At 74.5% G+C, this 22175-nt stretch carries 21 protein-coding genes; 9 read left to right on the forward strand and 12 right to left on the reverse strand.

What is annotated here, in order from left to right; all coding sequences use genetic code 11:
- Nucleotides 1-189: 189 nt before the first annotated feature.
- Nucleotides 190-834 carry a hypothetical protein gene (locus tag ACIOHG_RS00665; protein ID WP_400943609.1) on the reverse strand — a complete coding sequence of 215 codons (645 nt, stop codon included), beginning with the start codon at nucleotides 832-834 and terminating at the stop codon, nucleotides 190-192.
- 151 nt (nucleotides 835-985) lie between these two features.
- Between ACIOHG_RS00665 and ACIOHG_RS00670 the strand changes: the two genes are divergently transcribed.
- Complete coding sequence (locus ACIOHG_RS00670; RefSeq protein ID WP_400943611.1) at nucleotides 986-2017, forward strand: AraC family transcriptional regulator; 1032 nt, start codon at nucleotides 986-988, stop codon at nucleotides 2015-2017.
- A gap of 242 nt (nucleotides 2018-2259) precedes the next feature.
- On the opposite strand, the gene ACIOHG_RS00675 is transcribed toward ACIOHG_RS00670, so the two are convergent.
- The 8 genes from ACIOHG_RS00675 to ACIOHG_RS00710 all read right to left on the reverse strand — a co-directional run bounded on the left by ACIOHG_RS00675 (nucleotide 2260) and on the right by ACIOHG_RS00710 (nucleotide 11377).
- The gene (locus ACIOHG_RS00675) at nucleotides 2260-2883 is read right to left on the reverse strand and encodes a GNAT family N-acetyltransferase (protein ID WP_400943614.1); all 624 of its coding nucleotides are present in this window, start codon (nucleotides 2881-2883) and stop codon (nucleotides 2260-2262) included.
- Nucleotides 2884-2938: 55 nt separating this feature from the next.
- Complete coding sequence (locus ACIOHG_RS00680; RefSeq protein WP_400944813.1) at nucleotides 2939-3724, reverse strand: IclR family transcriptional regulator; 786 nt, start codon at nucleotides 3722-3724, stop codon at nucleotides 2939-2941.
- A gap of 144 nt (nucleotides 3725-3868) precedes the next feature.
- A complete protein-coding gene (locus ACIOHG_RS00685) occupies nucleotides 3869-5329 on the reverse strand; it encodes a catalase (protein WP_400943617.1) in 1461 nt (486 codons plus the stop codon).
- Between the two features lie 228 nt (nucleotides 5330-5557).
- Entirely contained in the window at nucleotides 5558-6706 is a 1149-nt protein-coding gene (gene alc, locus ACIOHG_RS00690; protein WP_400943619.1) for an allantoicase, read from the reverse strand.
- Nucleotides 6707-6727: 21 nt separating this feature from the next.
- A complete protein-coding gene (gene allB, locus ACIOHG_RS00695) occupies nucleotides 6728-8083 on the reverse strand; it encodes an allantoinase AllB (RefSeq protein WP_400943621.1) in 1356 nt (451 codons plus the stop codon).
- 113 nt (nucleotides 8084-8196) lie between these two features.
- Entirely contained in the window at nucleotides 8197-9321 is a 1125-nt protein-coding gene (locus ACIOHG_RS00700; RefSeq protein ID WP_400943623.1) for a glycerate kinase, read from the reverse strand.
- Between the two features lie 283 nt (nucleotides 9322-9604).
- On the reverse strand, nucleotides 9605-10492 hold the full coding sequence (locus ACIOHG_RS00705; protein ID WP_400943626.1) for a 2-hydroxy-3-oxopropionate reductase: 888 nt from the start codon (nucleotides 10490-10492) through the stop codon (nucleotides 9605-9607).
- 48 nt (nucleotides 10493-10540) lie between these two features.
- Nucleotides 10541-11377, reverse strand: a complete 837-nt coding sequence (locus ACIOHG_RS00710; protein ID WP_400943629.1) for a TIM barrel protein — start codon at nucleotides 11375-11377, stop codon at nucleotides 10541-10543.
- Between the two features lie 194 nt (nucleotides 11378-11571).
- Here ACIOHG_RS00710 and ACIOHG_RS00715 point away from each other — a divergent pair, with 194 nt between their 5' ends.
- The 7 genes from ACIOHG_RS00715 (at nucleotide 11572) to ACIOHG_RS00745 (ending at nucleotide 17204) form a co-directional block, all read left to right on the forward strand.
- Entirely contained in the window at nucleotides 11572-11877 is a 306-nt protein-coding gene (locus ACIOHG_RS00715; RefSeq protein ID WP_400943632.1) for a thiamine-binding protein, read from the forward strand.
- Nucleotides 11874-12245 carry a helix-turn-helix domain-containing protein gene (locus tag ACIOHG_RS00720; RefSeq protein ID WP_400943635.1) on the forward strand — a complete coding sequence of 124 codons (372 nt, stop codon included), beginning with the start codon at nucleotides 11874-11876 and terminating at the stop codon, nucleotides 12243-12245. The genes ACIOHG_RS00715 and ACIOHG_RS00720 overlap by 4 nt, the downstream gene beginning before the upstream one ends.
- Nucleotides 12246-12397: 152 nt before the next feature.
- Entirely contained in the window at nucleotides 12398-12901 is a 504-nt protein-coding gene (gene uraD / locus ACIOHG_RS00725) for a 2-oxo-4-hydroxy-4-carboxy-5-ureidoimidazoline decarboxylase (RefSeq protein WP_400943637.1), read from the forward strand.
- A 67-nt stretch (nucleotides 12902-12968) separates the two neighbouring features.
- Nucleotides 12969-13301, forward strand: a complete 333-nt coding sequence (gene uraH / locus ACIOHG_RS00730; RefSeq protein ID WP_400943640.1) for a hydroxyisourate hydrolase — start codon at nucleotides 12969-12971, stop codon at nucleotides 13299-13301.
- A 31-nt stretch (nucleotides 13302-13332) separates the two neighbouring features.
- A complete protein-coding gene (pucL, locus tag ACIOHG_RS00735; protein WP_400943643.1) occupies nucleotides 13333-14253 on the forward strand; it encodes a factor-independent urate hydroxylase in 921 nt (306 codons plus the stop codon).
- Nucleotides 14254-14454: 201 nt separating this feature from the next.
- Complete coding sequence (locus ACIOHG_RS00740) at nucleotides 14455-15861, forward strand: nucleobase:cation symporter-2 family protein (protein ID WP_400943646.1); 1407 nt, start codon at nucleotides 14455-14457, stop codon at nucleotides 15859-15861.
- Nucleotides 15822-17204 carry an 8-oxoguanine deaminase gene (locus ACIOHG_RS00745; protein WP_400943648.1) on the forward strand — a complete coding sequence of 461 codons (1383 nt, stop codon included), beginning with the start codon at nucleotides 15822-15824 and terminating at the stop codon, nucleotides 17202-17204. The genes ACIOHG_RS00740 and ACIOHG_RS00745 overlap by 40 nt, the downstream gene beginning before the upstream one ends.
- A gap of 107 nt (nucleotides 17205-17311) precedes the next feature.
- Here ACIOHG_RS00745 and ACIOHG_RS00750 read toward each other — a convergent pair whose 3' ends face one another.
- Entirely contained in the window at nucleotides 17312-18571 is a 1260-nt protein-coding gene (locus tag ACIOHG_RS00750; protein ID WP_400943651.1) for an MFS transporter, read from the reverse strand.
- Between the two features lie 56 nt (nucleotides 18572-18627).
- Between ACIOHG_RS00750 and ACIOHG_RS00755 the strand changes: the two genes are divergently transcribed.
- Nucleotides 18628-19626 (forward strand): helix-turn-helix domain-containing protein, encoded by a 999-nt coding sequence (locus tag ACIOHG_RS00755; protein ID WP_400943654.1) that lies wholly within the window; start codon nucleotides 18628-18630, stop codon nucleotides 19624-19626.
- Nucleotides 19627-19633: 7 nt separating this feature from the next.
- Here the strand turns inward: ACIOHG_RS00755 and ACIOHG_RS00760 are convergent, their stop codons facing one another.
- On the reverse strand, nucleotides 19634-21217 hold the full coding sequence (locus tag ACIOHG_RS00760; RefSeq protein WP_400943656.1) for a TROVE domain-containing protein: 1584 nt from the start codon (nucleotides 21215-21217) through the stop codon (nucleotides 19634-19636).
- Between the two features lie 531 nt (nucleotides 21218-21748).
- A complete protein-coding gene (locus ACIOHG_RS00765; RefSeq protein ID WP_400943659.1) occupies nucleotides 21749-22135 on the reverse strand; it encodes a gamma-glutamylcyclotransferase in 387 nt (128 codons plus the stop codon).
- Nucleotides 22136-22175 lie beyond the last annotated feature (40 nt).

A 22175-nucleotide genomic window follows, 5' to 3' on the forward strand; every position in this document is an offset into this window, starting at 1 on the left:
GTCTGCCCCGTTTGTGCTGTTTGCGCGGGTTCCCGGGTTCAGACCAGTGATTGTGCGCCACCTGGGGGGCCTTGCCGCAAGGCCCCCCGTGCGGTATACATTGGACAACGGCAGGAGAGTGCGAACTCCCTGCCCTTCGTGTTTCCCGGGGCCCTTCCGGTTTCCCGGGCCGGTGCGACCGGTGCCCGCTCAGAGGCGGTCCAGCACGTCGACCGGGTCGGGGCCGTCCCATTCTTCCGGGTCCTCGTCCGTGCCGTCCGGGCCGGTCGCCTCGAACTCGGCGTCGGCGGCCCGGACGGCGGCCGCGTACTCCTCGGCGTCCCGCTCCGGGTGCAGCACCCGGGCCCCGGTGGGGGCCAGCGCGAGCACGCCGAGGGTGTAGCGGTCGCGCGGGCCGGGCCAGAGGTGGTCGCGGACCACCGCGAAGCCGCCGGCGGGGCCGGTCCAGGGGGCGGCGCCGCGGATCAGGGCCAGGAACCAGAGCGGGTTGCGGAAGGCCTCCCGGTGCACCGTCAGGTTCACCACCGTCAGGACGCCCCGCTCCGCGTCGTGGTCGAGCCGGGCCAGGCCGGGTTCCCCGGCGGTGCGCAGGAAGGCCCGGAGCTGGGCGCGGTGGTCGTCGCCGTCCGCCAGCCAGCGCGCGACCGTCCCGTGGTCCGGTGCCGGGTGCAGCGACCAGGGCAGTCCGCCGTCCTTCCCGGTGCGGTCGTGACGGCCCGTCAGCTCCGCCCGGTCGGTCCACTCGGCCAGCGGCCGGGGCGCGGCCGCCAGGTAGCGGCGCAGCGCGGCGGGCTCCAGGTGCAGTCGGGCCATCGCGGCGTACGGCTCGGACATCGCGGCTTCCTCCACGCTCGGTCGACGGTGCGTCAGGCGGCCGATCCTGCCAGGGTGTTGCGACAGCCGCTCGGGGCGGTCCCGGGCCGGGGCGGGGGACCTGGGATGCTGGCGGGTGGCGGGGGTCGGCGAGGAGGAGGACGGGCGGAGCATGGCAGGGGCGACGGGCGCGGGCGATCCGACCGCGGGGCTGGACCCGAAGGAGCGGTTCGACGCCTGGCGGGAGCTGATCGGCCTGACCAGGGACTGCGACACCACCAGCCCGCACGCGGACCGGTTCGAAGCCGAACTGCGGCGCTCCGAGCTGGGCCCGGTCACCTTCCTCGGGACGTCCTTCCCCTCGGCGAGCTTCCGGCGCACCGACACCCGGGTGCGGCGCTCCGACCCCGGCGTGTTCCACCTGACCCTGGTGCTGCGCGGTGAGCTGAACCTGACCCGGGCCAACGAGCCCGCCCGGTCCTTCCGACCCGGGCAGCTGACCGTGGTCGACAGCTCCCGGGCGTACGAGCTGCGGGCGCTGGGCGGGCGCGCAGACGGGCACGACCGGCCCGCCTCGGTGGACGCGGTCGGGATCGACTTCCCGATCTCGCTGCTGCCGATGTCGCCGTTCCAGTTGCGCCGGCTGCTCGGCCGGGGCTTCACGGCGGGCGAGGGCACCGCGGCGCTGGTCACCGACTTCCTGCTCAGCCTGGACCGGCAGTCCGGCTCGCTCGGCCCGGCGGCCGCCGCCCGGCTCGGCCCGCTCGCCGTGGACCTGGTCTCGGCCTGGCTGGCCGACGAGTTGGAGCACGACGCCGCGCTGTCGCCGACCGCCCGGCGGCGGGTGCTGGTCGAGGGCGTCCGGGCGTTCGTCCGCCGCAACCTGCACGACCCGGAGCTGACCCCGGGCACGGTCGCCGCCGCGCACCACATCTCGGTCAGCTACCTGCACCGGGTGTTCGGCCAGGAGTCGCCGGGCGAGACGGTGGCCGGTTGGATCCGCCGCCAGCGCCTGGCCCGGGCCCACCGCGACCTCGCCGACCCGGCCCTGCGCGCCACGCCCATCCAGACCGTGGCGGCCCGCTGGGGGATGCCCCGCCCGGACGACTTCAGCCGCGCCTTCCGCGCCGAGTACGGGTGCTCTCCCCGCGACCACCGCCGGGAGGCCCTGGCCGCCGCCGAACGCCCGGACCGGGACGGGTGAACGCAGTGCCAATCCGCTGTCGACGCAGTGCCAACACCCGCCCGGCCCGCCCGCCTAGCCTGGACACCGCGGGGGCGCCCGGGCCCCTCCCCACGGCGGCCCGGACCTGAACGGACCGCCACCGGCCACCGGGGGACCTGGCCGGACCACGGGGGAGGTCCGTCGCACGCCGGGAGCGGCCGGTCCGGATCACCCGATCCGCCGGCCGCTCCCGCGTCCGTCCCACCGGGAGTGACGGGGCGTCAGGCGAGGTGGCGGCCCAGGTAGGTGACGGGGCCGGGGTCGGGGACCGGGACGGGGTGGAAGCCCAGGCGGTCGTAGAACGGGCGGGCCCGGGTGTTGGCGGTGACCATGCCGAGGTGCAGGCCGGGGACGCCCCTGGCGGTCAGCGCGGCGACCAGGGTGTCGATCAACTCCCGCCCGTAGCCGGAGCGCTGGTGGCTGGGCAGCAGGTCGATGTGCAGGTGGGCCGGGTAGGCGGCGAGTTCCGGCAGCAGCATCCGCTCGGGCGCGTGCAGCAGCCGCACCATCTCCTCGCCGGGCGTGCCGGGTTCACCGGTGGGCGGCGGGTAGCGGTCGGCGACCCGGGGCAGCCACTCGGCGCGGAACCGCCGGACGAACTCCGCGGTGTCGGCGGTCGCCACCACGTAGCCGACCGCCCGAGTGCCGTCGTCCACCACGAAGGCGAGGTCCGGCTCCAGTTCCGCGTACGGGGCGGCGAAGATGGTCGGCAGCAGGTCCAGGTCCGGGTACTTCTGCCGCGAGTCGCCGCCCAACTCCCCCGTCCGGACGCAGATGTCGAACAGGTCGGCCCGGTCGCGCGGCTCGTACGGGCGCACCACGGCCCGTTCCAGGTGATCGCTCATCGTCCCATCCTGACCACCCGGGGAGCGCTCCCACAAGGGGGTTTCCGCCGGGCCGTCAGACCGCCATCGCCAGCATCAGCGGCGCGGCCCGCCGGGACAGCAGCTCGGCCGCCTCGCGCAGCCGGTACGCCTGCGCGACCGGCAGCGAGGTCGCCAGGCAGCCGACGGTGCCGCCCGCGACCACCGGCACGGCCGCGCACACCGTGTCCATCGAGTACTCCTGCAGGTCCAGCACCGGGACGGTGGCGGGCTGCCGGTCCAGCCGGTGCAGCAGCCGGTCGGTGCGGGTGATGGTGCGGGAGGTCAGCCGGGCCGCCGGGTGCCGGGACAGGTGGTCCAGCCGCCCCGCGTGGTCGAGCTGCGCCAGCAGGCACTTGCCGATCGCCGAGGCGTGCGCCGTCGCCCGGAAGTCCGCCCACTCGTGCACCGCCGGGGCGTGCTCGGCGGCGCTCACCGCCTCCACCGAGAGCTCCCCGTCGTGGTAGCGGGAGAAGTACACGGCGGCGCCCAGCTCGTCCCGCAGCTCCTCCAGCCGGTGGTGCAACCTGGCCCGCACCATCGGCTCCCGGTGCTGCGCCCCCAGCAGGGTGAACGCCCCGCCCAGGGTCCAGACCCCGTCCAGGTGCACCAGGTACCCCTCGGCCTCCAGCTCCTCGGCCAGCAGCCGCACCGACGCCACCGGCATCGTCAACTCCCGGGCCAGCTCCGCCGACGCGACCCCCTCGGGGCGGCGGTCCACCGCCTCCAGCAGCCGCAACGCCCGCCGCAGCACCCCGAACGGCCCGGCCCCGCCACCGCCCCCGAGCAGTCCCCCGTGCCGCCCGCTGCTCACCATCGCCATCGCCTCGCCCCCCTCCGCCACCACCCTAGCCAGCCCGCCCCGAACCCGTGCCCCACCCACCGAATATTCGCCCGATGGGAGCCGGGCCCTCTTGACAGGCATATGCCCCGACCGGAGGCGGGGACGTACGGCGGTGACGGGGCGTCAGCGGCCTTCGCGGTCGCGGAGTTCGGTGACGGCCCGTTCGACGCGGCGGCCGTAGTCGGGGTCGGCGGCGTGGAAGTGGGCGAGGTTCTTCTCCACCACGTCGTCGCGGACGACCTGGGCCAGCGAGCCGGCCAGGTTGGCGACCAGCCGGGCCTTTTCCTCGGCGGACATCAGGCGGTAGAGCTCGCCCGCCTGGTGGAAGTCGTCGTCCTTGGCGTGCGCGACCGCGCGGTACGTCCCGGTGTGGCCGGTGACGGGGAGCGGGGCGTGCAGGGCCTCGTCGGTCTGGACCGGGCCGCCGTGCGAGTTGGGCTCGTAGTTCCTGTCCCGGCCGTTCCGGTGGAGCGCGTGCCGGCCGTCCTGCCCGTAGTTGGCCGCCTCGACGGCCCGCGGGGCGTTCACCGGCAGCTGGGTGTGGTTGACGCCGAGCCGGTAGCGCTGGGCGTCCGCGTACGCGAACAGCCGTCCCTGCAGCATCTTGTCGGGCGACGGGCCGATCCCGGGCACGAAGTTGTTCGGCGAGAACGCGGCCTGCTCGACCTCCGCGAACACGTTCTCCGGGTTCCGGTTCAGCACCAGCCGCCCGACCTTGACCAGCGGGTAGTCGGCGTGCGGCCAGACCTTGGTGACGTCGAACGGGTCGAACCGGTAGTCGGCGGCCTCCTCGACCGGCATCAGCTGCACGTACAGCGTCCAGGACGGGAACACCCCCCGCCCGATCGCCCGGTGCAGGTCCCGCTGGTGGCTGTCGGCGTCCCCGCCGGCCGTCTCCGCGGCCTGCCCCGCGTCCAGCGAGCGCACCCCCTGGTCGGTCTTGAAGTGGTACTTCACCCAGTGCGCCCGCCCCTCCGCGTTGACCCACTGGTAGGTGTGCGAGCCGTAGCCGTTCATGTGCCGGTACGAGGCCGGGATGCCCCGGTCGCCGAACAGCCAGGTGATCTGATGGGTCGAGGCCGGCGAGTGCGCCCAGAAGTCCCAGACGTTGTCCGCCTCCTGCACGCCCGTGTGCGGGTCGCGCTTCTGCGAGTGGATGAAGTCCGGAAACTTGATCGGGTCCTTGATGAAGAACACCGGCGTGTTGTTCCCGACCAGGTCGTAGTTCCCCTCCTCGGTGTAGAACTTGACCGCGAAACCGCGCGGGTCGCGCACCGCGTCCGTCGAGCCCAACGCCCCCGCGACGGTGGAGAACCGCAGGAACACCTCGGTCCGCCGCCCCACCCCGTTCAGGAACGCCGCCCTGGTGTACCCCGTGACGTCCTCCGTCACCTCGAAGTACCCGTACGCCCCCGACCCCCGGGCGTGCACCACCCGCTCCGGAATCCGCTCCCGGTTGAACCGGGCCAGCTTCTCCAGCAGGTGCTGGTCCTGGATCAGCAGCGGCCCGTACTCCCCTGCGGACGCGCTGTTCTGATTGTCGGCGACGGGCGCGCCGGACTCGGTGGTGAGAGTTCTGGGCATGGGGATTTCCTTTCGAGCGAGCATGCGGGAGAAAATTCGGGGGCCCGGGGAACGGCGGGGCCGAGGGGCTGATCGCCGGAGCACAGTGGGGCGCGACGGGGCTTTCGCCGAGGACCTCCGGCCCGAAACGGGGTGGCGCCTCGCGGCCCGTCGGACACCAGCCACTCGGCCCCGCCGTTCCCCGGGCCCCTGGATGGAGCTGCGCTCCACCCCGGGCCCCTGTGGGTGTCAGTCCGCGTAGAGGGCCCGGATGGGCGTCGCGTCGGGGAGCGGCCGGGCCTCGGCGAGGGCGGTGGGGAGGCCGGCCGCGGCGAGGGCTTCGCGGGCCTCGGCCGGGGGGAGGGCGTTGAACCAGCGGAGCGCGAGGGTGTCCTGGCCGGCGGGGGTGAGGCGGCCGGTGAGGCGGAGGCGGGCGAGGCCGCCGTCGGGGTAGACGTTGATCCGGACGTGGGTGACGGGGGTGCCGGCCGGCAGGCGGTAGCGGTGGCGGGTGTCGGGCTGGAGGCGGGTCCGCGGGAGCAGGACGGTCTCGGTCCCGCCGTCGGAGCCGACGAGTTCGGCCCAGCCGGGGGCGTTGGCGACGAAGCAGGAGGTGTCCACCTCCGCCGCCAGGACCTCGCCGCCCCCGGCCAGGGCTATCTGCACCCAGTCGTTGGCCTTGTCGCGCCGACGCCGGGTCTCCCAGCCGTCGCCCATGACGGTGGCGCGGCCGGGAGCGTTGAGGTGGTGCGGGGAGGAGAAGTAGCGGTCCGAGGCGGCCTCGGCGACGCCGCCGTACTCCTGGGCCGCCAGGTCGAAGGTGAGTCCGGCCAACTCCCGCGGGTCGGGCAGGACTTCGCCGTGCACCCGGAGCCGGGCGACGCCGCCGTCGGGCCAGATGTTCAGCCGGACGTGGGTGTACCGGGTGGAGTCGGTGACCGCGAAGGCGTGCGCGGTGTTCCCCTGCAGGGGGGTGCGCGGGACGAGGTCGGTCCACTCGGCGGCGGCGAGTTCGTCCGGCGAGGGGTAGCCGGGCACGGACGCGGCCTGGACGGACGCGGTCTCGGGGTAGTTGCCGGTGAAGTGCGCGGTGTCGACGATCACGCCGCGCACCACGCCCGCGACGCCGAGCCGGACGATCGCCCAGTCGTGGTCCTCATCGGTGGGGTGCGGCTGCTGGGCGCTGACGCCGCGGCGGCGGCGGGACTCCCAGCCGTCCATGATCTGGCCCTTGTGACCGAAGGTGTGCGGGCGGAACTCGGCGGGCGCGGCGACCAGCAGGTTCTCGGCGTCGGCGAAGGTGTCCTCGTTGGTGGCGACCACGCCCGCGCCGAGCAGCCGGGAGGCCAGGTCGACCAGTTCGGTGAACGGCGCGTCCGCGGTCCGATCAGTACTCAACTGACTCTCCTTCAGGTCGGTTCAGGGGCGGGCGAGTTGGCGGCCGTGCGGGGCGCCGTCGAGGTCGACGGGGCGGCCGCGCAGCCAGCTGCGGCGGACCCGCCCGGTGAGGGTGCGGCCCGCGTACGGGGTGACGGGGTTCTTGTGGTGGAGCCGTTCGGGGTGGACGGCGAACTCGGCGTCCGGGTCGAAGGCCACCAGGTCGGCGTCGTGGCCGGGGGCGATGGCGCCCTTGGTGCCGGTCAGGCCGACCAGCGCGGCGGGGCCGGCGGACATCCAGCGGACCACGTCGGCCAGGGTGTGGCCGCGGCGGCGGGCCTCGGTCCAGATCGCGGGCAGGCCCAGCTGGAGGGAGGCGATGCCGCCCCAGGCGGCGGCGAAGTCGCCGCTGCCGCCCAGGTGCCGGAGCAGTTTCAGGTCGGGGGTGGACGGCGAGTGGTCGGAGACCACGGCGGCGAACTCGCCGTCGGCGAGGGCCTGCCAGAGCAGGTCGCGGTTGGTCTCGTCGCGGATCGGCGGGCAGCACTTGAACGCGGTGTCGCCGTCCGGGACCTGTTCGGCCGTCAGGGTCAGGTAGTGCGGGCAGGTCTCGGCGGTGACCTGGACGCCGTCCGCCCGGGCGGCGCGCAGCAGCGGCAGCACGGCGGCGGAGGAGACGTGCAGGACGTGCACCCGGGCGCCGGTGCGGCGGGCCGCGTCGAGCAGGGCGGTGACGGCGGTGGCCTCGGCGTCGTCGGGGCGGGAGGCCAGGAAGTCGCGGTAGCGGGCGCCGGGGACCTGCGGGGCGGCGGCCAGCACGGCCGGGTCCTCGGCGTGGACGATCGCCAGCGCGCCGAGCCGGGCCTGTTCGGCGAGCGCGGCCTCCAGGTCGGCGGGGGTGGCCAGGTGCGGGAACTCGTCGACGCCGGAGGGGGCGAGGAAGGACTTGAAGCCGAACACGCCGGCCCGGTGCAGCCCCTCGAGTTCGCCGGTGCTGCCGGGGACCGCACCGCCCCAGAAGCCCAGGTCGACCCAGGTCTGCCCGTCGGCCGTCCGCCGCTTGGCTGCCAGCCCTGCGACGGTGGTGGTCGGCGGGACGGAGTTGAGCGGCATGTCGACGATCGTGGTGACACCGCCGGCCGCGGCGGCCTTCGTGGCGGAGGCGAAGCCCTCCCAGTCGGTCCGGCCGGGCTCGTTGACGTGCACGTGGGTGTCGACCAGGCCGGGCAGCAGGGCGGTGTCGCCGAGGTCGGTGAGCGGCAGTCCGGTGCCGTCCAGGGTGCCGTGGTCGGCGACCCGTTCGATCGTTCCGGCCCGCACCAGCACGTCGGCGGGGCGTTCGCCGACCGGCAGCAGGACCCGCCGGGAGCGGAACACCGCGCTGTCGCCGAGGGGCATGGGGGGACCTCCGAACGTCGGGAAGGACAGGGGTGGGTCGAAGGAGTGCTGGGAGCGTAGGCCCGCCTTCAACAAAACGTCAATGTGTGAACGTACGAGGCCCCGACCGCGCGTCAGGCCAGCAGTTCGGCCGCCAGCCGCTCCCCCGCCAGCTCCGCCAGCTCGCCCGCCCGGGCCATCGACTCGGCCGGGTCGGCGGCCAGGTCGGCCAGCGCCAGCGCCCGGACGAAGCCCGCGCCGCGCCACTCCCGCTCGGACAGCTCCAGCCGCCCGGCCACCGCCGCGACCGGCACCCCGGCCCGGGCCGCGGCCGCCGCCACCCCCGCCGGGGCCTTGCCGTGCAGGGTCTGCCCGTCCAGGCAGCCCTCCCCCGTCAGCACCAGGCGGGCGCCCCGGACGGCCCGGTCGAAGCCCAGCAGGTCGAGCAGCAGCCCGATCCCGGGCCGGGTGGCGGCCCCGAGCAGGGCCAGCGCCGCGAACCCGACCCCGCCGGCCGCGCCCGCACCGGGCACATCCCGGACCTCACGGCCCGTCAACTCCGCGACGGTGTCCGCCCACCGGGTCAGCCCGTCCTCCAGCACCACCAGGTCCGCGGCGTCCGCGCCCTTCTGCGGGCCGTACACGGCCGCCGCCCCGCGCGGCCCCAGCAGCGGGTTGTCGACGTCGCACGCGACCACCACCTCCACGCCGCGCAGGCTCTCGGCGAGCGGCCCCGGGTCGATCCGGGCCAGCCGCCGCAGGGCGGCTCCGCCGGGCGGCAGCGGCCGGCCGTCCGCGTCGTACAGCCCCGCCCCGAGCGCCTGCACCAGGCCCGCCCCGCCGTCGGTGCAGGCGCTCCCGCCGAGACCGAGCACCACCCGGGACGCCCCCAGCGAGACCGCCTTGGCGATCAACTGCCCCACCCCGTACGAGCTCGCCGCGAGCGGCGCCGTCCGGCCCCCCGGCAGCCGGGCCAGCCCCGACGCCTGGGCCAGCTCCACCACCGCGGTGTCCCCCCGCACCGCCAGCCCCGCGACCACCGGCAGTCCGGTCGGCCCCGCGACCTTCACCTCCGCCCGCGAGAACCCCGCCGCGAGCGCGGCCGCCACCGTCCCCTCCCCGCCGTCGGCCACCGGCAACTCCCGCACCTCCACCCCGGGCACGGCCCGCCGGACCCCCACCGCGAGGCGCGCGGCCGCTTCGGCCCCGTCCATCGAGCCCTTGAACTTGTCGGGGGCGACGACCACATGACCTCGCACGGGCGGACTCCTTCTGGCAGGTGGTACGGGAGCGAACAGGGGCCCGGGGAAACTTTTCGGTAGACGAGGGTGCGAAATCAGGGGCCCGGGGAACGGCGGGGCCGAGAGGCTGATCGCCGGAGCACAGTGGGGCGCTACGGGGCGTCGGCCAAAGGACCTCCGGCCCGAAACGGGGTGGCGCCTCGCGGCCCGTCGGACACCAGCCACTCGGCTCCGCCGTTCCCCGGGCCCCTGAATGGAGCTGCGCTCCACCCCGGGCCCCTGACGGGACTCCCCGGAGGGGCTAGGCGACCTGGCGGCCGGAGAGGCGTTCGACGCCGCGGAGGAGGGCCGAGTGGTCGAGGGAGCCGTCGCCGTTGGCGCGGGCGGAGGCGACGAGTTGGGCGGCGACCGCGCCGAGCGGGAGTGCGGCGCCGACGGCGCGGGCCGCGTCGGTGACGATGCCCATGTCCTTGTGGTGGAGGTCGATCCGGAAGCCGGGGGCGAACTCACGGGTGAGCATGTTGGCCTTCTTGCGGTTGAGCACCGTGGAGCCGGCCAGTCCGCCGCCGAGGACGTCGAGGGCGGCGGCGAGGTCGACGCCGGCGTTCTCCAGGAAGACCACGGCCTCGGCGAGGACCTGGATGTTGACGGCGACGATCAGCTGGTTGGCGGCCTTGACGGTCTGGCCCGCGCCGGCGGGGCCGACGTGCACGACGGTGGTGCCGAGCACGTCGAACAGCGGCCTGGCCTCGGCGAAGTCGGCGGCCTCGCCGCCGACCATGATGGAGAGCACGGCCTCGACCGCGCCGGCCTCGCCGCCGGAGACGGGGGCGTCCAGGGTGCGGACGCCCTTCTCGGCGGCGGCGGCCGCGACCTTGATCGAGGTCTGCGGGGTGATGCTGGACATGTCGATCACCAGGGTCCCGGCGGGGACGTGCTCCAGCACGCCGCCCGCGCCGAGGACCGCCTGCTCGACGTGCGGGTCGGCGGGGACCATGGTGATGACGATCTCGGCGTCGGCGACGGCCTCGGCGATGGAGCCGGCGCCGTGGCCGCCGGCGGCGACCAGCGCGTCGATGGGCTCCTGGGTGAGGTTGTAGCCGGTGACGTGGTGGCCGGCCTTGACCAGGTTGACGGCCATCGGCCTGCCCATGATGCCGAGGCCGATGAAGGCGATCTTGCGGCTCATCGCGTGCGCGTCCTTACGTGAGGGTGGGTCGGGGGAAGTGAGGGGGCGTCAGCGCAGCTCGCACGGGAGCCACCCGAAGCTGTCGGCGCTGACGCCGCCGGCCGGGCGGTACTCCAGGCCGATGCGGCCTCGGTAGCCGGCGGCGGTGAGGCGGGCGAACAGGTCCTCGAAGTCGAGGTCGCCGGTGCCGGGCTCGTTGCGGCCGGGGGTGTCGGCGATCTGCACGTGGCCGATCCGGTCGGCGTGGCGGTCGATGACGGCGGCCGGGTCCTCGCCGTTGCGGGCGAGGTGGTAGAGGTCGCAGAGGAACCTGGCGTTGCCGAGTCCGGTGGCGGCGTTGACCTTGTCGACCACGTCGACCGCGGCCTGCGCGCTGACCAGGGGGTAGTCGGGCGACTCGGCGGAGTTGAGCGCCTCGATCAGCAGCACGGCGCCGATGCCGTGCGCGGCGTGCGCGGCCAGGGCGAGGTTCTCCAGGGCGAGCGCGTCCTGCTCGGCCGGGTCGGCGTCCGGGAGGCGGTTGCCGTAGAGGGCGTTGAGGGCGCCGGTGCCGAGGCGTTCGGCGAGCCGGACGGCGACCGGGAGGTTCTCCCGGAAGCGCTCGCTCTCGGCGGGCAGCGAGAGGGTGCCGCGGGCGCCGCGAGCCAGGTCGTCGAGCAGGTTGAGGCCGGTCAGCTGCACCCCGGCGGTCTCGAACGCCGTTGCCAGCGCGTCGAGTTCGTCCTGGTCGGGGGTGGGGTCGGTGCCGAACGGCCACCAGAGCTCGGCGGCGGTGAAGCCGGCCGCGGCGGCCGCGGCGGGCCGTTCCAGCAGCGGGAGTTCGCCGAACAGGATGGACAGGTTGACCGTGAAGCGGTGCTGGGCGGCGGCGGTCACGTGGTTCACCTTTGCTCTCTCGCCGGCGATCCTACTTCCACGATCCGGAAGTCGGATTCTGCTTGACGGAAGCTTCTCCGCCACTCGCCCGGACTGTCAAGAACGCCGCAACAATTTGTTGAAGCAGCTGAACAGCGGCCCTCCGCCCGGCCGACCGCTGTCCGATCGACCAGGCCGGTCGATAAGGTGAGCGGGTGCGATTGATGGTGGAGTTCACGACAGAGCCGTTCGAACTGGACGGCTTCCCCGAGCACGCCAGGGCCGCCCGCCGGGTGGTCGACGAGGCGGGCCTGGAGGTCGCCGTCGGACCGTTCGGCACCAGCGCCGAGGGCGACGCCGAGCAGGCACTGGCCGCCGTCACCCGACTGCTGCGGGAGACCCTGGCGGCGGGGGCGAGCCGGATCTCGGTCCAGGTCAGCGTGCTGCCGGAGGAGAGCCGGGGAGCACATCCGGCGGAGACCCCGACCCAGGCCCCGACGCAGGACCGCGAAGGAGGGGGTAGGCAGTGAGCGACGCCCTGCACCACCCGTTGGCCACGGCGCTGGAGCCGCTGCTGGCGGCGGTCGGCGCGACCGCGGTCGACCCGGCCGAGGCCCGCGCCGAGGACGTCGTCCTGGAGTGGGACGGCGCGCCGGCGGTGGCCGTCCGGCTGCCGCATCTGAGCAGCGCGCTGGACCGGCTGCTCGCCGAGATGACCCGCCAGTTCGACGGCCGCCCGCTGGACGGGCTGGACCGCGCGGAGAAGCAGCGGGTGGTGGCCCTGCTGGAGGAGCGCGGGGCGTTCACCGTCCGGCACGGCGTGGAGACGGTCGCGTCGGCGCTCGGGGTCAGCCGGTTCACGGTGTACAACTACCTGAACCGGCAGGAGAAGGGCTGAACGGCGGCCCGGCGCTTGGCGGATCGCACACCGCGCCGGGCCGGGCGGCCCGGCGGCGCGGGTTCGCGACACAAACACTTCAACAAACTGTTGACGGCATGTTGCCGCGGATCTAGCTTGTGCGGGTGGCACCAACCCTCAGGAGGTCCACCGTGACCCAGCCACCCCCCGCCCTCGCCGCCCTGGCCGCCGTTGACGCGGCCGGGCTGCGGGAGATCCTGCTGGAGGTCTGCTCCAGCCCCACCTGGGCCGCCGCCGTCGCGGCGTCCCGCCCCTGGTCGGACCGCGCGGAGCTGCTCGCCGCCAACGCGAAGGCGATGGCGGAGCTGTCCGCGGCCGACCTGCACGACGCGATGGCGGGCCACGCCCGGATCGGCGCGCCGAAGCCCGGCGACGCCGTCTCCGAGCGCGAGCAGGCCGGCGTCCGCGGGGCCGACCGGGCCCTGCTGGACGAGCTGCGCGCGGCCAACGCCGCCTACGAGGCGAAGTTCGGCCACGTCTTCCTGATCTGCGCGACCGGCCGCACCGCGGCCGGGATGCTCGACGCGCTGCGCGAACGCCTCCCGAACGACCCGGCCGCCGAGGCCGAGACCGTCCGGGGCGAGCTGCGCCGGATCAACGACCTCCGCCTCGGCCGACTGCTCGACGCGTCCTGATCACCCGACGCGCCGTCATGTCCGGCCGTCGGCACGCTCTTCCCGCCACCAGTGAGGTCTTCCCCCCATGACCGGCATCTCCACGCACGTGCTCGACACCAGCCTCGGCCGCCCGGCCGCGGGCGTCCCGGTCGAACTGGCACTGCACACCGAGGGTGGCTGGACGGTGCTCGGCACCTCCGCCACGGACTCCGACGGCCGGGTCAAGGACCTGCCGGCCGTGGAGGCGGGCTCGGTCGTCCGGCTGCTGTTCGACACCGCGCAGTACTGGGCGGGGTCGGACGGGCCGCCGTTCTTCCCCGAGGTCTCGATCGTCTTCACGGTCGCGCCCGCGCAGCACCACTACCACGTGCCGCTGCTGCTCACCCCGTTCGGCTACTCGGTCTACCGCGGAAGCTAGGTAGACCGCCTGGACCCCTAGGAGTCACGTCATGGCCCACGTGCTCGGCCAGAACCAGTACGGCAAGGCGGAGAACCGCATCGTCCGGGTGTACCGCGACTCCACCCGGCACGAGATCAAGGACCTGAACGTCTCGGTCTCGCTGCGCGGCGCGTTCGAGGACGTCCACCTCACCGGCTCGAACGCCAACTGCCTGCCCACCGACACCACCAAGAACACCGTGTACGCCTTCGCCAAGGAGCACGGCATCGAGTCCGCCGAGGGCTTCGGCATCCGGCTGGCCCGGCACTTCGTGGACGACACCGAGCGCGGCGTGGTGCACGGCGCCCGGATCAGGATCGAGGAGTACGCCTGGGACCGGATCGGCACGCCCGACTCGTCCGCCCGGTTCATCGGCGCCGGGGAGGTCGGCCACTCCTTCGTCCGCAACGGGCAGGAGGTCCGCACCACCGAGGTGGTGTACGACGGCGACCGGTTCCGGGTGGTCTCCGGGCTCAAGGACCTGGTGGTGATGAACACCACCAACTCCGAGTTCTGGGGCTACATCAAGGACCGCTACACCACCCTCCAGGAAGCCTACGACCGCATCCTGGCCACCCAGGTGACGGCCCGTTGGGCGTTCGGATTCCACGGCCGCGACGGCCAGCCCGAGCCGAACTGGAACCGCTCGTACCAGCAGGTGCGCCGCCACCTGCTGGAGGCCTTCGCCGAGACCTACTCCTTCTCGCTGCAGCAGACCCTGCACGCGATGGGGACCCGGGTGCTGGACAGCCGCGCCGAGGTGGACGAGGTCCGCCTGGAGCTGCCGAACAAGCACCACTTCCTGGTCGACCTCGAACCCTTCGGCCTGAAGAACGAGAACGAGGTCTACTACGCCGCCGACCGGATGTACGGCCTGATCGAGGGCACCGTGCACCGCGAGGGCGTCACCCCGGTCATCCCGGTGTCCTGACACTTCGTCAGAACACCTTCAGCGCACCGCTTTCCGCTCCCCCCACCGTTCGGAGACCGTGCCCGCCCCCGCGGCGGCGGTCCCGGGAGCCGGAGAGCCCGCCCGAGGGACCCTTGCACCGTCGTCCCGCCCTCGGGCCCACCCGTCCTCTCCAGCGCCCGGGTCGCGCCGAGGGCCAGGGGCAGCAAAGGGGCTACTTCCATGGCACTCCGCACCACCCCCACCACCGACGACGGTTCCACCCCCACCCACCCGGTGGACGAGGTGCTCTCCCCGCCGAAGCTGTTCGGCACCGGGCTGCAGCACGTCGCCGCGATGTACGCCGGCGTGGTCGCTCCACCCCTGATCGTGGGCGCGGGCGTCGGGCTGACGCCCGGCGAACTCGCCCTGCTGATCTCGGCCAGCCTGTTCACCGCGGGCCTGGCCACCCTGCTCCAGACCCTGGGCGTCTGGCGGATCGGGGCCCGGCTCCCGTTCGTCAACGGCGTCTCGTTCGCCGGCGTCGCCCCGATGCTGGCGATCGCGAAGGAGCACGGACCCGACGACGCCCTCCCGGTGATCTTCGGGGCGGTGATCGTCGCGGGGGTCCTGTGCTTCCTCGCGGCGCCGTACTTCTGCCGGCTCGTCAGGTTCTTCCCGCCGGTCGTGCAGGGCACCGTGATCACCCTGATCGGGGTGTCGCTGCTGCCGGTCGCGGTCAACTGGGCGCGCGGCGGTGCACCGTCCGCACCCGGGTACGGCTCGGTGCGGGCGATCGGCCTGGCCGGGTTCACGCTCGGCGCGGTCGTGCTCGGCAACCGGCTGCTGCGCGGCTTCTGGCAGCAGCTGTCGCTGCTGATCGGGCTGGCCGTCGGCACCCTGGCGGCGTTCCCGCTCGGCCTGGCCGACTTCTCGCAGGTCGGCGACGCGCAGGTGTTCGCGCTGCCCTCGCCGTTCCACTTCGGCGGGCCGCGGTTCGACGCCGCCGCGATCGTGTCGATGTGCATCGTCATGGTGGTCTCGATGACCGAGTCCACCGCCGACATGCTCGCCCTGGGCCGGATCGTCGACCGCGAGGCCGACGAGCCCACCCTGGCGGCCGGCCTGCGCGCCGACGGCCTGGCCACCGCCGTCAGCCCGGTGTTCAACGGCTTCGCGTGCAGCGCCTTCGCCCAGAACATCGGACTGGTCGCCCTCACCAAGGTGCGCAGCCGGTTCGTGGTCGCGGCGGGCGGCGGCATCCTGGTGCTGCTGGGCCTGTTCCCGGTGCTCGGCTCGCTGGTGTCGCTGGTGCCGCAGCCGGTGCTCGGCGGCGCGGGGATCGTGCTGTTCGGCACGGTCGCCGCCTCCGGCATCCGCACCCTCGCGGAGGCCGGGATGGAGTCCACCTCGCACACCGTCCTGGTGTCGGTCTCGCTCGGGGTGGGGATCGTCCCGATCGCCGCCCCCACCTTCTACGACGGGTTCCCGGAGGCCGTCCGCACCCTGATGCACTCCGGCATCTCGGCCGGCTGCCTGGCCGCAGTGCTGCTCAACCTGCTGTTCCACCACGTCGGCTCCGCCGGCCGTTCCCTGCAAGGAGTTCCCCCATGGCAGTCCAGCCCCCCGCCGCCGACCGGCGGATCGTGATCGAGAACGTCGCGATCGCCACCGTCGACGCCCAGGACACCGAGTACGCGCGCGGCCACGTGGTGCTGCTCGGCAACACGATCGAGTCGGTCGGCGACGGGCCCGCGCCCGCCTGGCTGGACAACGTGGTGCGGCGGATCAACGGCGAGGGGCACCTGCTCACCCCCGGGCTGGTCAACACCCACCACCACTTCTACCAGTGGATCACCCGCGGGCTGGCCCAGGACGACATCCTGTTCGACTGGCTGGTGGCGCTGTACCCGACCTGGGCCCGGATCGACGCCGACCTGGTGCACGCCGCCACCCAGGGGTCGGCGGCGGCGCTGCTCAAGTCGGGCTGCACCACCGCCTCCGACCACCACTACGTCTTCCCGCGCGGCGGCGGCGACCTGCTCGGCGCCTCGATCGACGGGGTGCGCGAGCTGGGCCTGCGGTTCACCGCGCTGCGCGGCTCGATGGACCGCAGCCAGAAGGACGGCGGCCTGCCGCCGGACCACGCGGTGGAGGAGACCGACGAGATCCTGGCCGCCTCCGAGGCCGCCGTCGACACGTGGCACGACGCCTCGTTCGGCTCGATGCTGCAGGTCGCCCTCGCGCCCTGCTCGCCGTTCTCGGTCTCCACCGAACTGATGCGGCAGTCGGCCGAGTTGGCCCGCCGCAAGGGCGTCCGGCTGCACACCCACGGCTCGGAGACCGCCGAGGAGGAGGAGTTCTGCAAGCAGCTGTTCGGGATGGGCCCGACCGACTACTTCGAGTCGACGGGCTGGCTGGGCGAGGACGTCTGGATGGCGCACTGCGTCCACATGAACGACTCCGACCTCGCCAAGTTCGCCGAGACCGGCACCGGCGTGGCGCACTGCCCGTCCTCCAACGCCCGGCTGGCCGCCGGGATCGCCCGGGTCCCCGACATGCTGAAGGCGGGCGTGCCGGTCGGCCTGGGCGTGGACGGCACCGCCTCCAACGAGTCCGGCGAGCTGGGCACCGAGTTGCGCAACGCGCTGCTGATCAACCGCCTGCACGGCCGCCCCGACGCGCTGACGGTCCGGCAGGCGCTGCGGCTGGGCACCATGGGCGGCGCGCGGGTGCTGGGCCGGCAGGCCGAGATCGGCTCGATCGAGCCCGGCAAGCTGGCCGACCTGGCGCTGTGGAAGGTCGACGGCGTGCTGCACTCCTCGATCGCCGACCCGGTGGCCGCCCTGGTCCTGGGCGCGCTCCCGCCGCTCGCCGCCCTCTTCGTCAACGGCAACGCGGTGGTCGAGCACGGCCGCCTCACCACCGTCGACGAGGACCGGATCGCCCTCGCCGCCGCCCGCGCCGCCCGCACCTTGGCCGCCCGCAGCTGACGACCCCTCATACCCCGGGAGCCCACCGCCAGGGACGACGGCGGGCTCCCGGACCACGGCCCCGGACCCACGGCGAAGGGTCCGGGGCCGACCACGTCCCTTCCGCGCTATGCGGCGGCGGTGGCGGTGCGGGGCCCGGTCGCGCCGCGGGTGGCCAGCGGGATCGCCAGGCCCGCGGCGGCGAGCAGGGCGCCCAGGACGGCCCAGCCCGCGACGCCGTGAGTGAGGACGGTGGCGGTGACGACCAGCGGGCCGATCACGTGCGAGCCGGCCTGGCCGCTCATGAAGACGCCCTGGTACTCGCCGTGCGCGGCCGGGTCGGCCAGGTCGAGGCTGAGCGTCCAGCCGCCGGCCGAGGTGAGCAGTTCGGCCAGGCTGTGCAGCAGCACGCCCGCCAGCACCAGTGCCACCGCGAGCACCACCCCGTGCCCGGCGGCGGCCGCGTACACCAGGCAGGCCGCGCCGAGCAGCACGCCGCCCCGGGCACAGGCCCGCGCGGCGCTGCGCAGGTCGGTGACGCCCCGCCCGGCCCGGACCTGGAACAGCACCACCGTCAGGCAGTTGACGATGCCGACCACCGCGACCAGGGCGCGCGGCGCGCCGGTGTGGACGGCGATCCACAGCGGGATGCCGATCTCCAGCATGGCGAACTGCAGCTCCAGCACGGCGTGCAGGAACGCCACCAGCAGGTAGCGCCGGTCGGCGAGTGCGGTGCGCGGCCGGGCCCGGCGGTCCCGGGGGCCGGCGGGCGCCCCGGCGTCGGGGAGAGCGGCGTCGGGGAGGCCGCGCAGCAGCAGCGAGGTGGCGGCGAAGCTGACCGCGTCCAGGGCCAGCACCAGGGCGTACGCCCAGTGGCTGTCCTCCTGGAGGGCGAAGATCGCGCCCGTGCTGCCGATCACCAGTCCGGCGTTCATCACCGAGCGCAGCAGGGCCCGGGACTTCACCTGGTCCTCGGCGGGCAGCAGGTGGGCGATCAGCGCGCTGCGCACCACGACGGCGCCGCGCTCCAGCACGGTGGCGACCACGATGGCCACCGCGAACGCGGCGAAGCCGTGCACCACGGTGTAGGCGAGCACGGCGAGGCCCTGGAGCGGTCCGAGGACGTACAGCAGGCGGCGGTGGCCGACCCGGTCGGCGAGCCGCCCGAACGGAACGCCCGCGAGCATCCCGGCGACCCCGGCGAACGCCATGCCGGTCGCCAACTGGGCGGCGCTGAGCCCAACTTGCCGGGTGAAGTAGAGCGCGCTGACGGAGTAGTAGAGGCCGTTGCCAACGGTGTTGACGGCGGTCAGTACGGCGAGCCGGCGCAGGACGGGGTCGGCGGGCAGCGGGGAGCGGCGCCCGGCGGGCGCGACGGTGGCGGTCATGGCGGTCAGGACACCAGGGTTCCCAACGCCCGGGCACTCTTTTACCGTGGGGGTCAATGTTCGAGTTCTCCTTCGGCGTGGACGACCTCGCCACCACCTGGATCACCTACTCGCCCTTGCAGGAGGCGGTGTTCACGCTGCGGGCCCGCCGGCGGCCCGCGGCGTACCCGCACTACCGGCGCTGGACGGAGTCCTGGGCGGACGGCTACCGCGCGCTGGACACGGCGCTGCTGGACGCCCTGGTGACGCCGCGGGTGTGGGTGCCGGACTTCCTGACGCCGCGTCCGGCGGTGCGGCGGCCGTCCTTCGAGAGCGAGTTGGCGGTGCTGGCGGCGACGCCGCCGGCCGTGGCGGCGGCGGACTTCCTGGCCGCGTACCGGGGCGACGGGGCGCCGCTGCCGCCGGTGGTGGCCGAACTGCTGGACGATCCGGCGGAGTTGCCGGCCCGCTGCGCGCGGGTGCTGGCCGCCTACTGGGAGCGCTGCCTGCTGCCGCAGTGGTGGCCGCGGGCCCGGGCCGTGCTGGAGGCCGACCTGGCGCACCGGGGGCGGATGTTCGCGGAGCGCGGCGCGGAGGGCCTGTTCGCCGACCTGGCGCCCGAACTGTCGTGGCGGGACGGCGTGTTGCGGCTGGACGACCCCGATCCGCGGGTGCGCGCGCTGGGCGGGCGGTGCACCCGGGTGGCGGGGCGCGGGCTGGTGCTGATCCCGGCCCTGTGCGGCGGCCGGGCGCACACCGTGATCAGCCCGGACGGGCCGCCCGCGATCAGCTATCCGGCCCGCGGGCAGGCGCTGCTGGGCGAGCGGCCGCCGCTGCGGGTGCCGGACGCGCTGGCCGAGTTGATCGGCCCGCCGCGGGCCCGGCTGCTGGTGCTGCTCGACCAGCCGGCCTCGACGACGGCGCTGGCGCACCGGCTGGACGTCACGCCGGGCGCGGTCAGCCGCCACCTGTCCGCGCTGGCCGCCGCGGGCCTGCTGACCCGGACCCGCAGCGGCCGCTCGGTGCTCTACGCCCGCTCCGCCCTCGGCAACGCGCTTGTCGAGGGTGGGAGTTGACACTCCGTCAGTTCTCCTGCCCCTCCCACGGCCAGGCGGCGTTCCGCCCGGCCTCCAGCAGCGGGATCAGCCGGAACGCGGCGTCGGTGAGGCCGCCGAAGGTGTGCCGGCGGGCGCCGCCGGACGGGGCGTGCCCGGTCCGGTAGCCGGCCAGGTTCCAGGTGTAGACCGGGACGTGCGCCGGGACGGCCTCCAGCGGGTCGTGCCGGAAGTCGCCGTACGCCTGCTCGTCGGTGACGATCACCACCCGGTCGTGGCCGCGGTAGTGGCCGCGCACCGCCGCGGCGGTGTTGGTGCCGCCGAGGTCGCCGAACCGGTCGACCACCTTGAGCACCGACTCGGCCCGCTGCAGCCGGACCGGCCGGCTGCCGGTGCCGAACTCGACCAGGTCGGCGTCGGCGGCCCGGAGGGCGAGCGCGGTGCCGAACACGGCCGCGGTGTCGGCCCGGTTGAGCTGGGTCTGCTCGCTCGGCCGGTCGAACATCGAGCCGGAGCGGTCGACCAGGACCAGGGTGCGGCCGGGCAGCACGGGGACGTTGGCCAGCGAGTGGCGCAGCGCCGTCTCCAGCGCGTGCCCCCAGCGCAGCGAGGGCGCGTGCCGGTACGCGGCCAGGTAGCGGAACGGGAACTGGCGCGAGCGCCGGACCTCCTCGGGGTCGGAGATCCGCCGGGCGACCCGTTCGGCGACCTGGTCGGACACCCCGGCCCGGTCGAAGTTGCGCAGGTTGCGCACCAGCGCCATCGGGCCCATCGCGGGGATGACGGCCGTCCAGACCTCGGCGTCCAGCGGGCCCTGCAGCCAGCCGGCCAGCGCCTCCCAGGTCAGGCCCGCGGCGGCCAGCCGCTCGGCCCCGCCGGGGCCGGTGACGGCGGCGCGGCGCTGTTCGACGGGCAGCGCCAGCAGTTCCCGGTGGGCCGTCAGCACGGCGTCGCCGGACGGCGGGACGGCCTCGTCGGGGCGGTGCCGCCGGTCGAGCGCGTACCGGAACAGCTCGCCCTGCCACGGCTTGTCGCGGTGCGGCGAGGGGTGGGTGAGTTCCAGCACGTCGCCGAACCGGAAGCCCTTCCCGGCGGTGTCGTACTTGAGCAGGGCGCGGCTCCCGTAGAGCCGGGCGGCGGCGTCGGCGACGCCGCGCTTGACCGGCTTGGGCAGCGCGCGGCCGTAGCGGGACGTCCAGTAGGCGAGCAGTTCGCCGGGCTCGTCGGGGCGCTGCAGGACGGCGTCGACCGCCTGCCGGGAGTGGCCGGGCAGGCCGGCGTCGAGCCGGGCGCGGGTGAACTCGGCGGCGCCGACCAGCGAGGCGGTGCGCATCGCGGCGCCGTCGCGCAGCCAGCGCAGCAGGCCGAGCGTCCACTCGGGGTCGGCGACGGCGAGTTCGCGCACCAGCGCGGTGTACCGGTCGTCGCGGGCGCCGCCGCGCTCGTAGAAGGTGTCCTGGCCGACCAGGTTGGCGACGGCGAGCAGGAAGAGTTCGGACTTCCGGTCGCGCAGGAAGCCGGGGGCGCCGTGGTGGTTGGCGACGGTGCGCCCGGTGGTGGCGACGGGCGAGGTCGGGCCGCTGCTGGGACGGCGGTGGTTGAAGCGGGCCATGGCGGACTCCTCTCCTGCGGCGAGGCAGGCCGAACCGGGGCGTCCGAGGTCGGGCCGGCCCGGTGGGCCGGCCGCGGTGGGGGGTGCTTTTCCCGGCGCTCTACCCACTGAGCTACCGGCGGCGCACGCCGCCGTCCGGGACTCGAACCCGGGACTGCCGAAATCAGAAGTAACCCCCGCCTGCGCACCGGACGCCCCGGCGCGGTGCCTCCCGAGATCGAAAGCGGCGCCGGTGGTTTCGTTGGAGGAAGTAACCGGCGCCTGCGCACCGGGAGGTGGCAGTGGTGTGAAGTTGGGTGTCCGGAGATCGGAGGCGGCGGAGGCGACATTGGCTGCTCTACCGACTGAGCTACACCGGCTCGGAAAGCCGATGACGGGACTCGAACCCGCGACCCGCCCATTAACAGTGGAAGTAACCCCTGCCTGCGCACCCGGACGTGGACGACCCTAGCGATCTCCCGCCCGGGCCCGCACCCGGTTTTCCCGCCGCTTTCCCCGCCGCCCGTCCCGCCACCGCAGCGGGTGTGCTCCTCAGGCTTCGCGGCCGAGGGTGGCGAGGTAGGCGCGCCAGCCGCCGTACACGGTGATCTCCCGGTGCACGCCGCGCTCCAGCTGGCCACGGGCGAGCAGCATCGAGAGCGCGGCGGTGCCGTCGGCCAGTTCGATGACGCCGAGTTCGAGTTCGCGGGGTTCGCCGGGGAGGACGGCGTCCCGCAGGTGGGCGAGCGGGAGTTCGTAGAGTTCGCCCTCGATCGCGGTGTCGACGGACGGGTCGACGAGCAGGCCGGGGCACTCGTCGCGGATCGAGAAGAAGCGGTGGCCGGGGGCGGTGGAGGCCGGGCCGATCAGGTGGCCGTGGACCTTGGCGTGGAACGGGCCGCCGGTCATCGCCTGGCCGTTGAAGAAGATGCGCGCCATGGTGCTCCTTGGCGGGGTGGGGCCGCCCCGGCGCGGGGCC

The sequence above is a fragment of the Kitasatospora sp. NPDC088134 genome, from assembly GCF_044741705.1.
Taxonomy (GTDB): Bacteria; Actinomycetota; Actinomycetes; order Streptomycetales; family Streptomycetaceae; genus Kitasatospora.

Bases quoted from the DNA above. Each gene is read 5' to 3' on its own strand.
- ACIOHG_RS00665 (WP_400943609.1), bottom strand. From the start codon at position 834: ATGTCCGAGCCGTACGCCGCGATGGCCCGACTGCACCTGGAGCCCGCC.
- ACIOHG_RS00670 (WP_400943611.1), top strand. From the start codon at position 986: ATGGCAGGGGCGACGGGCGCGGGCGATCCGACCGCGGGGCTGGACCCG.
- ACIOHG_RS00675 (WP_400943614.1), bottom strand. From the start codon at position 2,883: ATGAGCGATCACCTGGAACGGGCCGTGGTGCGCCCGTACGAGCCGCGC.
- ACIOHG_RS00680 (WP_400944813.1), bottom strand. From the start codon at position 3,724: ATGGCGATGGTGAGCAGCGGGCGGCACGGGGGACTGCTCGGGGGCGGT.
- ACIOHG_RS00685 (WP_400943617.1), bottom strand. From the start codon at position 5,329: ATGCCCAGAACTCTCACCACCGAGTCCGGCGCGCCCGTCGCCGACAAT.
- allB (WP_400943621.1), bottom strand. From the start codon at position 8,083: ATGCCCCTCGGCGACAGCGCGGTGTTCCGCTCCCGGCGGGTCCTGCTG.
- ACIOHG_RS00705 (WP_400943626.1), bottom strand. From the start codon at position 10,492: ATGAGCCGCAAGATCGCCTTCATCGGCCTCGGCATCATGGGCAGGCCG.
- ACIOHG_RS00715 (WP_400943632.1), top strand. From the start codon at position 11,572: ATGGTGGAGTTCACGACAGAGCCGTTCGAACTGGACGGCTTCCCCGAG.
- uraH (WP_400943640.1), top strand. From the start codon at position 12,969: ATGACCGGCATCTCCACGCACGTGCTCGACACCAGCCTCGGCCGCCCG.
- pucL (WP_400943643.1), top strand. From the start codon at position 13,333: ATGGCCCACGTGCTCGGCCAGAACCAGTACGGCAAGGCGGAGAACCGC.
- ACIOHG_RS00740 (WP_400943646.1), top strand. From the start codon at position 14,455: ATGGCACTCCGCACCACCCCCACCACCGACGACGGTTCCACCCCCACC.
- ACIOHG_RS00745 (WP_400943648.1), top strand. From the start codon at position 15,822: ATGGCAGTCCAGCCCCCCGCCGCCGACCGGCGGATCGTGATCGAGAAC.
- ACIOHG_RS00750 (WP_400943651.1), bottom strand. From the start codon at position 18,571: ATGACCGCCACCGTCGCGCCCGCCGGGCGCCGCTCCCCGCTGCCCGCC.
- ACIOHG_RS00755 (WP_400943654.1), top strand. From the start codon at position 18,628: ATGTTCGAGTTCTCCTTCGGCGTGGACGACCTCGCCACCACCTGGATC.
- ACIOHG_RS00760 (WP_400943656.1), bottom strand. From the start codon at position 21,217: ATGGCCCGCTTCAACCACCGCCGTCCCAGCAGCGGCCCGACCTCGCCC.
- ACIOHG_RS00765 (WP_400943659.1), bottom strand. From the start codon at position 22,135: ATGGCGCGCATCTTCTTCAACGGCCAGGCGATGACCGGCGGCCCGTTC.